Source organism: Actinacidiphila sp. bgisy160, from assembly GCF_965342435.1.
Taxonomy (GTDB): Bacteria; Actinomycetota; Actinomycetes; order Streptomycetales; family Streptomycetaceae; genus Actinacidiphila.
This window is the reverse complement of record NZ_CBDRCM010000015.1, coordinates 1-14953: the sequence shown is the minus strand read 5'-3', so window position 1 is coordinate 14953 and position 14953 is coordinate 1. Positions and strand designations below refer to the sequence as shown.

Here is a 14953-nt window from a genome sequence, read left to right as displayed (position 1 = left end):
CACAGCCGTTGGTGGTCAGAAGTCTAGGGGGGCGCAGCTGCGCGGACCGGCCGTCCGCGGGCCCCCGGGCCGGCACCGGCGCTCCCCCGTGGGGGAGCCGCGGGCACCGGCCGCGGATCTCGACGGGGCGTCAGCCACCGACGCTGAAGCCCTGGTCCTTGCCGTACTTGACCGAGGCGTCCTGCCAGGTGCCCAGGGCGTCCGACAGCGGCGTGGAGGACACATAGGCCTTGCCGACGGTGTCGTTGAAGATCGAGTTGGCGTACACCTGGTACGGAAGGTACGACCAGCCCTTGACGACGTCCGCCGCCGACTTCGCGAAGATCTCGTTGGCCTTCTGGCCGCCGAAGTAGGGGAACTCGGTGTCCAGGAACGCCCGGGAGTTCAGGTCCGCGGTCGTGGCCGGGAAGGCGCCGCCCTTGATGCGGGCCTGGACGCCGGCGTCCTTGTTCGCGTACTTCACGAAGGCGTAGGCCAGCGGCTTGTCCTTGGCGGCCTCCATCACCGCCAGCGAACTGCCGCCGTTCTCGGCGCTGGCGCTCTGGCCCGCCTGCCACTGCGGCAGCGGCGCGGCACGCCAGTCACCGGACGCCGAGGGCACGCCGGAGACGAAGTTGGCGGGCATCCAGGCGCCGGTCGACAGCGTGGCGATCGTGCCGTCGGCCAGGCCCTTGTACCACTGGTCGCTCCAGGACGCGATGGGCGCGAGGAGCTTCTCGGAGATCAGCTTCTGCCAGACCTCGGTGACCTTCTTCGTGCCCGCGTCGCCGAAGTCGACGTTCACCTTGGTGCCGTCCACCGTGTACGGATGGCCCCCGGCCTGCCAGATCAGGCTGGTGACGAACCCGGCGTCACCGGTGTCGTTGGTGATGTACGCCTTCGGGTCGGCCTTGTGCAGGGCGCGGGCCGCCGTCAGGTACTCGTCCCAGGTCGTGGGAACCGCGATCTTGTACTTGTCGAGGACCTTCTTGTTGTAGAACATCGCCATCGGCCCGGAGTCCATGGGCAGCGCGTACACACCGCCGCCCACGGCGACGGAGTTCCACGGGCCGGGCGAGTACGCCTTGGACAGGTCCTTGGCACCGTACGGGCCGAGGTCGGTGACGGACTTGCCCAGCGCGAACTGGCTCAGCGCGTAGTACTCGATCTGCGCCACGTCCGGCGCCCCGGAACCGGCCTGCACCGCGTTCTGCAGCGCCGTGTACTGGTCGTTGCCCGTGCCCGCGTTGACCAGCTTCACCTTGACCTTCGGGTACGTGGCCTGGAAGTCGGTCACCACCTGCTTCAGCGTCGGCTCCCACGCCCACACCGTCACCGTGCCGCCCTTGTTCAGCGCGGCCTCGACGCTGCCCGCGTCCGCGGCCTTGGCACCCGAGCCGGAGTCGTCAGAGGAACCGCACGCGGTCAGGGCCAGCGCCGCGGCGCAGAGCACCGCGATCCCCTGCGCCGAACGGCGCAATGGCTTGTTCGTCATCGCATCTCACTTCGTTGTGGTGATGGTCTGCGGCACCACCCGTCGCCAGGGCACGGTGTGCCGGGCGCGGGACCGCAGGGGGAGGGTGGGTACGGCGCCGCCGCGGCGCCGGTGATCATTCCTTGACGCTGCCGGCGGCGAGCCCGGACTGCCAGAAGCGCTGCAGGAGGAGGAAGGCCGCGATCAGCGGCACGATGGTCAGCAGCGAGCCGGTGACCACCAGGTTGAACACCGGCTGCCCGCCCGCGGTGGCGGCCTGGGCGTTCCAGGCGTTGAGCCCCAGGGTGAGGGGGTACCAGTCCGGGTCCTTGATCATGATCAGTGGCAGGAAGTAGTTGTTCCACGTCGCGACCACGGTGAAGAGCAGCACGGTGACGATGCCGGGTCCCAGCAGCGGCAGGCTGATCCGGAAGAAGGTGCGGATCTCCCCCGAGCCGTCGACCCGGGCGGCCTCCAGCAGCTCGTCGGGGATCGCCTCGGAGGCGAAGACCCACATCAGGTAGAGGCCGAACGGCGAGATCAGCGAGGGCACGATCACTGCCCACGGCGTGTTGGTCAGGCCCATCTTGCTGAACATCAGGAACGTCGGCACGGCCAGGGCGGCGCCCGGCACGGCCACCGCGCCGATCACCACCGCGAACACCGCGCGCTTGCCCGGGAAGTCGAACTTCGCCAGGCCGTAGCCGCCCAGTACGGCCAGGCAGGTCGCACCGCCCGCGCCCAGCGCCACGTACAGCAGGGTGTTGAGCAGCCAGCGCACGAAGATGTGGTCGTCGTAGGTGAGGGTCTGCGAGATGTTGTCCCACAGCGCGAAGTCACCGCTGAACCACAGCCCGAAGGAGTCCAGCAGGCTCTTCTGGGTCTTGGTCGCGCTGATCACCAGCCAGGCCAGCGGGACCAGGGTGTAGACCGCGACGAGCGCGGTCAGGACGGTGAGCAGGACACTGCGCCGGGGCCGGTCCGCGGAGTGCCGCCGGCCCGCCGGACGCCCGGACGGTGCGGCGCCGCCGCTCTCGCGCCGCGGGGCCGGGACGCCGGCTTGGGTGCTCGCCTGGGCCATCGTCAGGCCTCCTTGCGCATGCCGCGCAGCTGCACGACGTAGGCGGTGATCATCGTGACGACCCCCATGACGATCGCGACGGTCGCCGCGTAGTTGTGCTGCTGCCCGGAGAAGGACAGCGAGTAGGTGTAGAGGTTCGGTGTGAAGTACGTCGTGATGGCATTGGGCGCCAGCGGCTTGAGGATGCTCGGCTCGTTGAACAGCTGGAAGCTGCCGATGACGGAGAAGATCGTCGCGATGACCAGCGCCCCGCGGATCGCCGGGATCTTGATGGAGGTGACGATCCGCAGCTGGCTCGCGCCGTCGATCTCGGCCGCCTCGTACAGGGACCGCGGCACGACGTGCAGCGCCGAGTAGAAGATCAGCATGTTGTAGCCGACGAACTCCCAGGTCACGATGTTGCCGATGCTCGCCAGCACCAGGCTGGGCGAGAGCGGGTTCGGCAGCGAGGCACCGAAGGTGTCGTTGATGTCGGCGACCAGGCCGAAGCGGTCGCCGTACATGAAGCCCCACATCAGCGTCGCCACGACGGCCGGGACCGCGTACGGCAGGAAGATCGTGATCCGGAAGAACTTCCGGCCGTGCAGCCGCCCGCTGTCCAGGGCGATGGCGACCAGCAGCGCGATGAACAGCATGATCGGCACCTGGACGGCGAGGATCAGCGCGACGCGGCCGAGACCGGACCAGAACTGGCCGTCCTGGAAGGCCTGGACGTAGTTGTCCAGGCCGACGAAGGAGGTCCCGCCGATCAGGCGGTCGCGGAAAAGGCTCAGGTAGATCGAGTAACCGATCGGCGCCAGGAAGACCAGCGCGAAGACGATCATGAACGGTGCCACGAAGCCCCATCCCAGCCAGCGCCGGCCCCGGCGTCCTCGGGGAGGAGCGGTCCGGCCGGTGCCCGGTGGCGGCGGTACGGCAGCCATGATCCCATCCTTCACATCGTCGTGCGGGGCCCTGCCGCAACGGGCGGGACTGGGATGGTTGCGCAAACATCAGCGACCGCGGTCGGCGCACGTTTACGCAAACATTGATGGACGCGATGTTGGCACCGCCCATCAGGACACGTCAAGAGGCCGACGCGGTTCCCCCCGGCGCGCACCCGCAAGACCGTCCCCACACGCCAACGGCCCTTCCAAGAGCCGAAGCCGACTGCCGCCGGCCCGCGAAGCGGACCGGCGGCACCACGGTCACTCCGTACGCAGCCCGTCCGCCCGCATCATCCGCCACAACGCCGGAAGGCTCAGCACCGCCACCGCCAGGACCGCCGCCCCACCGATCCCGGCGTACGGCAGGAACACCCACCAGTCCCGCACCGGCTTCACCACGACCCCCAGCAACACCCGGCCCAGAACCAGCCCACCCGCGATCGCCACGACCGTACCCGCCACCACCGGCACCGCCGTCTGCCACAACACCGACCACGCCAGCGTCCCGCGCCGCGTACCGAAGGCCACCAGCACCGACAGCAAACGCCTGCGCTCCCGCAACTGCTCGATCTGCGCCACCAGCAACCCCGCCGCGATCAGCACCACCGTCAGCGTCCCACCGATCCGCAGACCCGTCTGCACACTGGAGTACTGCCGGTCACGCTGCACATTCACCAGCCCGTGGACCCGCAACGTCGGATCCAGCCGCGCCGCGGCGTTGCGCAAGTGCTCCGCCGCGTCCGGAACACCGCGGTCGACCGCCACCCACGCGGAGGTCGACGCCCGCGGCAACCGGTGCCCGGCCAGCGCCCCCGGGGTGGCCAGGATGCCGTCGTGCACGTCACCCACCGGATCCCGCACCGCCACCACCGCGCGGGCCGACACCGGCAGCGTCCACAACTCACCCTCCGGGACGCCCTCCGGTACACCGTCGGACACGGCGTCGAGATCCATCCGCGCACCCGGCCCGGCGACCTCGTCGGTGAGGAGATTCTCCTGCCGGGCCCGCCGCGACGTCCCCGGCTGATGAGCCACGAAGGTGTCACCGTCACGGCACGAGGGCAACGAGGCCAGGGACCGCAGCGTCGCACAACCGGCCACCGTGAGCGTGGTGACCGACCCGGGCCCCCCACCCCCATCCAGGCGGCTCACATACGTCGAAACCGTGGCGACCACCCGCCGCACACCCTCGACCTGCCGCAACTCCCCGGCCAGCCGCTCCGCCAGCGCCGGGGAACCCACACTCCCCGAAGCAGTGGCCACACCGAAGTCCGCGCGGACGGCACCGGCACGAGCGGACCCCGACCCGGCGGCCCTCGGAGCCGACGACGTCGCGAAGTCCTCCTGCATACCCCCGAACACCATCTGCAGCGCGATCGCCCCGGCCACCGCAACGGTGATACCGCTCACCGCCCGTGACGCCGTCCCGCTGCTCAACTGCAACCGGCGCACCGCCAGTTGCCACGCCACCGGCCCCCCGCGCAGCCGCCTCACCACGGCCTCCACCAGCCATGGCAACAGCCCGGTCAGCCCCACCAGGACCAACACCGCGCCCACCACGATCGGATACACACCGCCCGACCCCAGCTCCTCGTCCGCCGACCCCGTCACCGTCAGCACACCGACCCCCACGACAGGAGCGACCAGCCGCCACCACAACCGGCGGGGCCGCAGCCCGGCATGCCGCACGACCCCCAACGGCTCGATCACCACCGACCGCAACGCGGACTGCGTGACCGCGACCGACCCCACCACGATCGCCACCACGATCAGCCCCGCCGGCACCGGATCAGGAACCACATCAGCCGGAAACGCACTCACGCCCCACAACCGCACCGAACCCGCCAGCCGCCGCGCCCCCAGGAACAGCCCGGTCCCCACCAGCAGCCCGAGCCCGGCACCGAACAGCGCCTCACCCGCCGCGATACGACGGGTCATCGCGACATCCGCGCCCACCAGCCGCAACGCGGCCAGCCGCCGGTCCCTGCGGTCACCGCCGAACCGGACGGCGGTGGCGACGAAGACACCCACCGGCACCAGCAGGACCACGCAGATCAACGCGACCAGCACCACCAGCCGCGGATCGAAACGCCCGGAGCCGGGGTCATGGCCGTACCCCGCGGACCTGATCGCGCCCCCGTCCCTGGTGAGCGCCGCGCTCCCGGCGTAGAAGCGCAACTCCCCCGGTTCGAGTAGCCCCCGGTCCGCGATGGTCCCCGTGATCCGGTAGCCGAGCCGCTCCCTGAGCAGGGCCCCGGACGGCGAACCCAGCAGCTCGCGCAGAGCGGGCGACACCACCATCTCCCCCGGCCCGGGAATGCGCGCCACACCCGGCGGCGGCGGAGCACCCGGACCGTCCGGACGCAGCAACCGCCCCCCGACGGCCTCGCCACGGAATTCGGTGTCGGCGTCGTACCAGAGGAACGTCGTGTCCCCGCGCCGCACCGAGACCTCGCTCTCGAAGTTCGGCGTCTCCCGCGCGTGGCCGCGCTCTTCGCGGGCGTCCAGTACGTTCGGCACCGCGGCGGCGAGGAACAGCAGGGCCACACCGAGGCCGACTCCCACCGCGGTCAGGGCCGTTCTGATCCACCCCTCGCGGCCTCCGGAGCCCGCCAGGCGCATCCCGAGCCCCAGGTCCCGCAGCGCCGAGCGGATGCGCCCCGGCGCGTCCCCAGTGCCGTGACGGCTCATGCGGGGCCCCCTGGGCACGGCATGCCGTCGTGCGACACGGATCGGCGGTTGCGGGTCGCGGCCTGGGGCGGCGCGAGCGGATGGCGGAACGGGTCGAAGAACATGCAGCGAATATACACGCCGTCTATACACTCAATGTCTACACACAAGGTGTCAGCGCAGTGTGCTCGCAGTTCCACCCCATCTCCTCCAAAGGATGGACATAACGCCTGATCAAGGCGACCTGATGCGGCGTGCGGAGGGGGCGGGTACACAGTGGCAGGAGTGTCGACGCTGGTAATGGTGGAGACGACTGAACCGCCGGGCCCGCGCGTGAACCCGCGGCCACCCCGGGCGCCGCGGACCTCCGGGCGAAGCTTCTCGACCCTCGCATTACTTGCGCCCAGCGGGCCGCGGCCTCGATGGACCGGCTCGTGGACCTGCTGTCGGCGGGGCTTTTCGGCACCCGTCGTCTCCCCGGTGGAAACCGGCGGGCGGGAGGCCCGTTCCTGCGCGCAGGGCATCGTGACCGGGCCGAAGGCGGCGATCACGCGTCAATGATGTGGACTCGCCAAGATCTTCTGCCGTAATGTCCTCGTGCCCGCCGCTCGGCGAGCGCGTCTCCATGCTCTGTCCCTGGGGGGGATCCCATGTCGCTCAACCCTGTCGGGCCGCCGCCCGGCGCCCCGTACCCCACGCCTGCCGGGCTCCCGGCGAACACCTCCGTGCTCCGTTCCCCGCTGGGTCTGGCGACCGCGGTGGTGGTGCTCCTGTCGCTGGTGATCGTGGTCGACGTGCTCGCGATCGCCGCGGAGGCCGGTCGCTACGCCCTCATGGGCACGGCGGTCGCCGACGAACTCGCCACCGTCGACCAGTCCGCGCTGAGCCGCTCCGACCTGTGGACGGGCAACGCCGCGGCCCTGCAACTCCTCGCCCTGGTGGCGACGGGCGTCGTCTTCATCGTCTGGTTCCACCGGGTCCGCTCCAACGGCGAGGTGTTCGCCCCCAAGGGGTTCGAGAAGAGTCGCGGGTGGGCGATCGGCGGCTGGTTCATCCCGATCGCCTTCTTCTGGATCCCGTCCAGGATCGCCCGGGAGACCTGGGTCGCCAGTTCCCAGACCACGCAGGACGGCCGCCTGCGGCCCGCCGACTCGGGCCCCGTCGCGTACTGGTGGGGGGCATGGGTGGCCGTCCAACTGCTGCACCTGCTGTCGGCACTCGTCACCAACGAGAACTCCGTGTACGCCGACGACCTCCGCGACGCCGCCGGCTTCGCCATCGCCGCGGACGCCGTGGACATCCTGGCCGCGGTCCTCGCCATCCTGTTCGTCCGCAAGCTCACGGCCATGCAGCACCGCAAGGCCACGGAAGGCCCGTTCGCCCTGTCCTGACCGTGGAACCGTCCACGGTCGGCTGATGTCAGTGGCGGGCCCCACGCTCCCCGGTCGTGGACATCGACGATCTTGCGCAGCGGGCGAAGTCCTACGCTGTTCGACCCCTACGGCTGGGACCCGGATCAGGGTCTGGACGCGGCCATCGCCCTGCTCGGCGTGCGCTGCGCGCGTACGGCCGGCGGTACCGCGGAGGAGGCGGAAGAGCGGCTGCGTGAGGCCTCCGCCCGCGGTCCGGTGCTGGTCGGTCCCGTCGACATGGGGCTACTGCTCCACCAGCCGGACACACCCACCGCCGACGGTGGCGACCACTTCGTGGTCGTGCTGGAGGTCGACGGCGGTGGTCTTCCACGACCCGCACGGTCATCCCTACGCGACGCTCCGGTCGCGGACCTCCTTGCCGCGTGGGAGGCGAAGAGGGTCGGCTATACCGATGACCCGTACGTGATGCGCGCCGGCTTCGTCCAGGAACGGAAGGTCTCGGCGAAGGAGGCGCTGCGGAGGGCGTTGCCCGACGCTGAGCGTTGGCTGGCAGGTCGCCACGACCGTGCCGGCGCGCGGTCAGCGCGCTGTCGGCGGAACCGGCCAGTCTTCCCGGCCGCGTTCGTGCGCTTCGCCGTGTGCGGCGGCGGGGTGGGGCTGGTGTCCTCCGGGGTGCTGATGGCGCTGTCGGGGCGGGTGCCGGTCGCCCTGGCGAACGCGGTGGTGACGGTGGCCAGGGCGGTGCTGGCCACCGAGCTGCACGCGCGCTCCACCTTCGGGGGGGCCGCGCCGGGTGGCGGGCGCACCTGGAGTCGGCGCTGACCGTGGTGGTCTGCTACCTGTTCACCACGGCCGCCGTGCTGATCCTCCCGGCGGTGTGCGCCGCCCCCGGCATGCTGCTGCGGCAGTCGGTCTACTGGGCGGCCTCCGCGCTGGCCGGCGTGGGCCGCTTCTTGGTGCTGCGCGCGGTGGTCCTCGCCCGGCGGGGTGGCTCCGCCACGTCGGTGTGGCGCAGCGAAGCGGCGTACATCTCGTCGGGGTCGAGCCGGCGCAGTTCCTCGGCGATGAGCTCGGCGGTCGGCCGGACCTTCAGCGCGAGGTGCCGGTTGGGCTGCCCGGGGATGGTGAGGGTGGCCAGCGGGCCCTCGGGGCGGTCGATGTCGATGTCGCCGTCCGGGGTGCGCAGCCGTACCGCGGTGACGACGGGACCGTCGGTGACGACGCGGTCGACGGGCACGCGCAGGCGGTTGCCGAGCCAGCGGGCGAGGAGTTCGGCGCTGGGGTTGTCGGCCTCGCTCTCGACGACGGCCGAGGTGACCGTGGCCCGGGCCTGGTCGAGCGCGGCGGCGAGCATGGACCGCCAGGGCGTGAGCCGGGTCCAGGCGAGGTCGGTGTCGCCGGGGGTGTAGCCGGCGGCGCGGGTCGACAGTTCCTCCATGGGCTGCTCGACGGCGTACGCGTCGGTGATCCGTCGCTGCGCCAGCGCGCCGAGGGGGTCGGCGGCGGGGTTGGGGGGCGCGTCGACCGGCCACCACACCACCACGGGGGCGTCGGGCAGCAGCAGCGGCAGGACCACGCTGTGGGCGTGGTCGGCGAGTTCGCCGTGCAGGCGGAGCAGCACCGTCTCGCCGGTGCCGGACTCGCCGCCGACGCGGACCTCGGCGTCGAGGCGGGCGCCGCGGCGGTCGCGGGGGGAGCGGCCGGGCCGCTTGATGACGACCAGGATGCGCGAGGGGTGCTCGCGCGAGGCGTCGGAGGCGGCCTTGAGGGCGTCGTAGTGGTTGCCCTCGTCGGTGACGATGACCAGGGTCAGCACCATGCCGACGGCCGGGCTGCCGACGGCCCTGCGTGCCTTGATCAGCGCGGAGTTGATCTTGCTTGAGGTGGTCTCGGTCAGGTCGATGTTCATGGCCGGCGCCAGCTCCTGCCGTCTCGTGCGAGCATCTCGTCCGCCGCCTTCGGACCCCAGGTACCGGCGGTGTACTGCTCCGGTTCGCCGTGCCGGTCCCAGTACTCCTCGATCGGGTCCAGGATCCGCCAGGACTCCTCCACTTCCTGGTGCCGGGGGAAGAGGTTGGCGTCGCCGAGCAGCACGTCGAGGATCAGCCGCTCGTAGGCCTCCGGGCTGGACTCGGTGAAGGACTCGCCGTAGGCGAAGTCCATCGTCACGTCCCGGATCTCCATCGACGTCCCCGGCACCTTCGAGCCGAAGCGCACGGTGACGCCCTCGTCCGGCTGGACGCGGATGACCAGGGCGTTCTCCCCCAGCTCCTGGGTGTCGCTGTGGCTGAAGGGAAGATGGGGGGCGCGCTGGAAGACGACCGCGATCTCGGTGACGCGGCGGCCCAGGCGCTTGCCGGTGCGCAGGTAGAAGGGGACGCCCGCCCAGCGGCGGTTGTCGATGCCCAACCTGATCGCGGCATAGGTGTCGGTCCTGGACTCGGGGTCGATGCCGTCCTCCTCCAGATAGCCGGGCACCTCCTGGCCGCCCTGCCAGCCGTGCGCGTACTGGCCGCGGACCGTGTGCGCCCCCAGGTCGTCGGAGTACCGGACGTCCTGGAGGACCTTGAGCTTCTCCTGGACGAGGGACTTGGCGTCGAAGCCCGCGGGCTCCTCCATCGCGGTCAGCGCGAGCAGCTGCAGCAGGTGGTTCTGGATGACGTCGCGTGCGGCGCCGATCCCGTCGTAGTAGCCCGCGCGGCCACCGATGCCGATGTCCTCGGCCATCGTGATCTGCACGTGGTCCACGTAGGAGCGGTTCCACAGCGGCTCGAACATCGTGTTCGCGAAGCGCAGCGCCAGGATGTTCTGGACCGTCTCCTTGCCCAGGTAGTGGTCGATCCGGAAGACCTCTGCGGGCGGGAAGACCTGGTGGACCACCCGGTTGAGCTCCTGGGCGCTGGCCAGGTCGTGGCCGAAGGGCTTCTCGATGACGGCCCGCCGCCAGGACCCCGCGGGAGGGTCGGACAGCCCGTGCTTCTTCAACTGCTGCACGACCAGGGGGAAGAACTTGGGCGGCACCGAGAGATAGAAGGCGAAGTTGCCGCTGGTGCCCCGGGCCTTGTCCAGTTCCTCCACGGTCGTGCGGAGGGCGTCGAAGGCGTGGTCGTCGCCGAAGTCGCCGGGCACGAAGCGCATTCCGGTTGCCAGTTCCGTCCAGACCTCATCGCGGAAGGGGGTGCGCGCGTGCTCCTTGACGGCGTCGTGGACGACCTGCGCGAAGTCCTCGTCCGCCCAGTCGCGGCGCGCGAAGCCGACGAGCGAGAAGCCCGGCGGCAGCAGCCCGCGGTTGGCCAGGTCGTACACGGCGGGCATCAGCTTCTTGCGGGACAGGTCGCCCGTCACACCGAAGATCACCAGGCCGGACGGGCCCGCGATGCGTGGCAGCCGCCGGTCGGATGGATCGCGCAGCGGATTGTTCCAGCTGTCGGTTTCCGTCATGGTCCACTTCTCTTCATCGTGGGTGCGGCGGTCGTCGTGGCGCGCCCGGGGTCATGCGGCGCCGAAGAGTTCGAGGAGTGCGTCCTTGCCGAACATGCGGGCGGTGTCGATGGCCGAGGGGGTGCCCGCGGCAGGGTCGGCGCCGCCCTCGAGGAGGACGCGGACCACCTCGTCCTCGCCCTTGAAGACGGCACCGGCCAGCGGCGTCTGACCGCGGTCGTTGGCGCGGTCGGGGTCCGCGCCGTGCTGCAGGAGTGCGGCCACGGTGCCGGCGTGGCCGTGGTAGGCGGCGAGCATGATGAGCGTGTCGCCCTTGTCGTTGGTGAGGTCGGCCGGCACACCGGCGTCCACGTAGGCCGCCAGGGTCTCCGTGCCGCCCCGGCGGGCCAGGTCGAAGATCTTGGCGGCGAGTCGCAGGACGCCGGGGTCCTGCGCCAGGTCGTTCTGCGGGGTCGGCTCGCTCATCGTTCCTCACTGGGAGAGGCTGGTCGCCATGCGCGGCCGGGACCGTTCGTGATCCACCCTATGCGGCCTCGACCGCCCCGGCCTCGCCGGGCGTGTCCCGGTGCGCGACGGCACGGATGCGGGGACCACGCAGAAGCCATGGCCGAAGCTTAACGATTTTGATCACTCGAACGGGCGACTTCGCTGCTCCATCGGCGGGGCCTGCCACATGGCACGCCGGACGACCGGCGAGGATCGCGCCGGAAGAAACAGTTCGGCAGAGCCGAAAGGGTGAACTTCCCTATGAATCACCCATTTGCCTCTTTTCAGAACATATTACTATCTGTAATTCTGGAACAACTCATGGTGACAGTCCCCATCACACAGGAGTAGCCCCCATGATCCTGTCCATCTCAGGCGTCGTCCTGCTCGGAATCATCGTCTTCCTGTTCTTCCGCAAGGACGGACTCAAGGCCTCCCACGCGCTCGTGTGCGCCCTCTTCGGCTTCTACCTCGCGGGCACCGCCATCGCCCCGAGCATCAAGGCCGGCGGGGCGAGCCTGGCTAGCCTCCTGGGCGGGATCAAGTTCTAGCGCGGCCGTTCCGCACGGCCGATCCACCGGGCCCGGCGCCGCTCCGCACCGGGCCCTTCCCGTTCCGTTCCGTCGTACCTCCCCGCAACGATCCTCTGGAGCTCCCCGTGGTCCGGCGCCCCCTTTCCGCCCTCCTGAGCAGCCGCCCCTCGCTCTCCCGCGGCCGTGAGCTCGCGCGGGCCGCCGTCGACAGCACCACGGACGTCCTCCACCCGCTCTTCGTCATCGCGCGCGGACTGCGCCGTCAGGCCGGCTGGGCGCGCGACTGGTGGGGCAACACGCCCAAGGACCGGCGCGGACCGGCGCTGCTGGCCTCCGTGGGGGCCGCCTTCCTCGTCCTGGTCCTGCTGCCCTACGGGGCCTACCTGATGGTCGCCGCCTGGATGGGTTCCGCCGGCTGGATGGGGCGGGACCGCACTCCCGCGCCGACCGGGCCGAGCGGCGCCGAGGGCGACCGGCTGACCGCGCTGTACGAGGCTTTGGTGCCGTATTTGTCCGTCGCCGACGACCCCAACCCGCTCTACGCCCACGACGGCAGCTGGGAGAACGCCTTCGGCGCCTACACCTTCGAGGACGGGCGGCTGGTCAGCCTGAACCTCAGGTACCCCGCCTACTTCACCGACGGCGAGGCCACGGCCAGGGCCCGCGTCGAGCACGTGCTGCACGCCAAGGTGGGGCGCGGCCGCGAGTACCGCTTCGAGTGGAACGAGGAGGAGAACCACCTCACCCTCACCGCACTCCCCCCGCTGCCCACGGGCATCGCCGCGCAGCGCTTCGTCACCTCCCCCGGCGAGACGGTGCTCGGCTTCACCGACCCCGAGGCGGTGCAGCGCACCGTCCCGGTCGAGGACGGCGAGGGGCTCAGGGACGCGCCCCCGGTGATCTGGCGCACCGGCCCGCGCTCCACCGAGCCGCACCTGCTCGCCCTCGGACAGCCCGGCACGGGCACCACCACGCTGCTGCGCTCCATCGCGCTCCAGGCACTGCCGGACGGCGACGTCCTGGTCGTCGACGGCAGCGGGACCGGCGAATACGCGTGCCTGACCGGCCGGCCCGGCGTGATGGCCGTCGAGAGCGGCCTCGCGGGCACGCTGGCCACCCTGGAGTGGGCCGCGCACGAGACCGAGCGCCGCCTGATCGCCGTCAACCGGGCACGGCAGGCGGGCCGCACCGCACCCGACGACGTGCGGCGCCCGCTGTGGATCCTCGTCGACCGGCCGACGGTGCTCAGCCAGCTCGCGCACGCCGAGGGCCGCCCCGACCCGCAGGATCTCCTCGAGATCCCGCTGCGGCACGGCCGCGCGGCCGGCGTGACCGTCGCCGTCGCCGACCACCTCGACGGCGCCGAGGCGCTCTCCCAGGTGGTCATCGCCCAGACCAGGGCCCGGGTGCTGCTGGGCGCGGTCACCGCGGAGCAGACCCATGCGGTGCTCGGCGCGCCCCAGTGCTCCACGTCGGCCACGGAGGTGCCGCCGGGCCGCGGTTACGTGCGGCTGGGCTCGGGGCCGGTGCTCCGGGTGCAGGTTCCGGCGACCCCCGACCCCTACGACGAGGACGCCAGCGACGGGCACCGCCAGGCGGTCATGGCGCTGCTGCCGCCCGCGGACGTCGCACCCGGGACGGAGGCCGGGGAGCGGGAGGTGGAGACCGCCGAGGCCCCTGGGCCGGTCAGGGTCTCCGAGCCCTCGGGCGCGGTCCGGCCGGCCGGCGACCCGGCGCTGGAGCAGTGATCCGGACCGCCGCCGCGCGGGTCAGCGCCGCGGCAGTTCGTGCAGCCGCACCTCGGTCAGCGCGCCTCCGGCCGCCTCGGCGGTGAGGTAGGTGCAGTACGGCTGACGCCTGCGGTCGGTCGGCGAACCGGGGTTGAGCAGCCGCAGCCCGCCCGGCGCCATGCTGTCCCAGGGGATGTGGCTGTGCCCGAAGACCAGGACGTCCAGATCCGGGAAGCGCTCCGCGCAGCGGCGCTCGCGCCCCTGCGCCGGGCCGCTGTCGTGGACGACCCCGAAGCGCAGCCCGCCCAGCTCCGCCCGCGCGACCTCGGGGAGCCGCTCCCGCAGCTCGGGTCCGTCGTTGTTGCCGTACACGCCGATCACCCGGCGGGACCTCGCCTGGAGCAGGTCGAGGGTCGCGGTGTCGGCCCAGTCGCCGGCGTGGAGGACGACGTCGGCCTCGGGAATCCGGTCCAGTAGTTCGGCCGGAAGCTCTTTGGCACGTTTGGGCAGGTGTGTATCGGACATCACAAGAAGACGCACACGTTCACGCTATCCGCGCGGGGGGACGGGAGCGGTGCCGGGCACGGCGGCCGGAAGGGAGGCCGACGTCGCGGCGTGCCGCGCGGGGCGGCGTGGCCGGTGGGGCGACCCCGCGGTCGCCGGGACCGCGGGCCTCATCGATGAAGGGCCCACACGTCATGTGCGGTGACACCACCCCCACCCGTTCGGCCGAACTCGTTCAGCCCGCCGAGCCCGCCTACGTGGGCGCCGCGCGGCACTTCGCGTCCGAGCTGCTGGGGCTGTGGGGACTGGCCGCGGAGGACCGCATCGCCGCCGAGCTGATCGTCGACGAGCTCGCCGCGAACGCCGCGCGCCACGGCCGGGCCCAGATGTCGATCCGCCTGTGCATGCACGACGACGGCCTGGTCATCACCGTCACCGACAGCGGCGAGGCCCGGCACCACGACGGGGCCTCCTCCGACAGCACCCCGCCGGACGAGCACGGCCGCGGGCTGGAGATCGTACGCCGGCTGGCCGGGTCCACCTGCATCCACGACGACGAGCGCGGCCGCCGGGTGGTGACCACGCGCCCACTCGCGCCGCTCCAGCGGCCCGTCGCGGGGGTCACCAGCCCGGCGTCGTAGGCGCACGGGACATGGGCGACAGCGGCGGCCCGGACAGGGCCGCGCGGACCCGGCTTCAGCGGGCCGCGGGCCACATGGGTGCCACGCCGGTTCCGTGGAACGCCGGCCCGCACCA

At 71.6% G+C, this 14953-nt stretch carries 12 protein-coding genes and 1 pseudogene; 5 read left to right on the top strand and 8 right to left on the bottom strand.

The features are described from left to right. Positions 1-130 precede the first annotated feature (130 nt). The 4 genes from ACRWNP_RS14860 to ACRWNP_RS14845 form a co-directional block, all read right to left on the bottom strand. Entirely contained in the window at positions 131-1474 is a 1344-nt protein-coding gene (locus tag ACRWNP_RS14860) for an ABC transporter substrate-binding protein (protein WP_431961680.1), read from the bottom strand. Positions 1475-1589: 115 nt separating this feature from the next. After that, entirely contained in the window at positions 1590-2534 is a 945-nt protein-coding gene (locus tag ACRWNP_RS14855) for a carbohydrate ABC transporter permease (protein WP_431961679.1), read from the bottom strand. Positions 2535-2536: 2 nt separating this feature from the next. Beyond that, on the bottom strand, positions 2537-3457 hold the full coding sequence (locus ACRWNP_RS14850; RefSeq protein ID WP_431961678.1) for a carbohydrate ABC transporter permease: 921 nt from the start codon (positions 3455-3457) through the stop codon (positions 2537-2539). Positions 3458-3721: 264 nt separating this feature from the next. Then, a complete protein-coding gene (locus ACRWNP_RS14845) occupies positions 3722-6151 on the bottom strand; it encodes an ABC transporter permease (RefSeq protein WP_431961786.1) in 2430 nt (809 codons plus the stop codon). 629 nt (positions 6152-6780) lie between these two features. Between ACRWNP_RS14845 and ACRWNP_RS14840 the strand changes: the two genes are divergently transcribed. Then, positions 6781-7521 carry a DUF4328 domain-containing protein gene (locus tag ACRWNP_RS14840; protein WP_431961677.1) on the top strand — a complete coding sequence of 247 codons (741 nt, stop codon included), beginning with the start codon at positions 6781-6783 and terminating at the stop codon, positions 7519-7521. Positions 7522-7602: 81 nt separating this feature from the next. After that, a pseudogene (locus tag ACRWNP_RS14835) lies at positions 7603-8070 on the top strand (hypothetical protein); the annotation flags it as partial. A 346-nt stretch (positions 8071-8416) separates the two neighbouring features. On the opposite strand, the gene opcA reads toward ACRWNP_RS14835, so the two are convergent. The 3 genes from opcA to ACRWNP_RS14820 are packed head-to-tail and all read right to left on the bottom strand — an operon-like array spanning position 8417 to position 11409. Beyond that, positions 8417-9412 carry a glucose-6-phosphate dehydrogenase assembly protein OpcA gene (gene opcA, locus ACRWNP_RS14830; protein ID WP_431961676.1) on the bottom strand — a complete coding sequence of 332 codons (996 nt, stop codon included), beginning with the start codon at positions 9410-9412 and terminating at the stop codon, positions 8417-8419. Continuing rightward, positions 9409-10944, bottom strand: a complete 1536-nt coding sequence (gene zwf / locus ACRWNP_RS14825; protein ID WP_431961675.1) for a glucose-6-phosphate dehydrogenase — start codon at positions 10942-10944, stop codon at positions 9409-9411. Before zwf ends, opcA begins: the two co-directional genes overlap by 4 nt. A gap of 51 nt (positions 10945-10995) precedes the next feature. After that, positions 10996-11409 carry an ankyrin repeat domain-containing protein gene (locus ACRWNP_RS14820; protein ID WP_431961674.1) on the bottom strand — a complete coding sequence of 138 codons (414 nt, stop codon included), beginning with the start codon at positions 11407-11409 and terminating at the stop codon, positions 10996-10998. A 377-nt stretch (positions 11410-11786) separates the two neighbouring features. Here ACRWNP_RS14820 and ACRWNP_RS14815 point away from each other — a divergent pair, with 377 nt between their 5' ends. Then, entirely contained in the window at positions 11787-11981 is a 195-nt protein-coding gene (locus ACRWNP_RS14815; RefSeq protein WP_018534760.1) for a hypothetical protein, read from the top strand. Between the two features lie 107 nt (positions 11982-12088). Further along, positions 12089-13711 carry a hypothetical protein gene (locus ACRWNP_RS14810; RefSeq protein ID WP_431961673.1) on the top strand — a complete coding sequence of 541 codons (1623 nt, stop codon included), beginning with the start codon at positions 12089-12091 and terminating at the stop codon, positions 13709-13711. Between the two features lie 21 nt (positions 13712-13732). Here ACRWNP_RS14810 and ACRWNP_RS14805 read toward each other — a convergent pair whose 3' ends face one another. Then, complete coding sequence (locus tag ACRWNP_RS14805) at positions 13733-14233, bottom strand: metallophosphoesterase family protein (RefSeq protein WP_431961672.1); 501 nt, start codon at positions 14231-14233, stop codon at positions 13733-13735. Positions 14234-14391: 158 nt separating this feature from the next. Here ACRWNP_RS14805 and ACRWNP_RS14800 point away from each other — a divergent pair, with 158 nt between their 5' ends. Next, complete coding sequence (locus ACRWNP_RS14800; protein ID WP_431961671.1) at positions 14392-14838, top strand: ATP-binding protein; 447 nt, start codon at positions 14392-14394, stop codon at positions 14836-14838. Positions 14839-14953 lie beyond the last annotated feature (115 nt).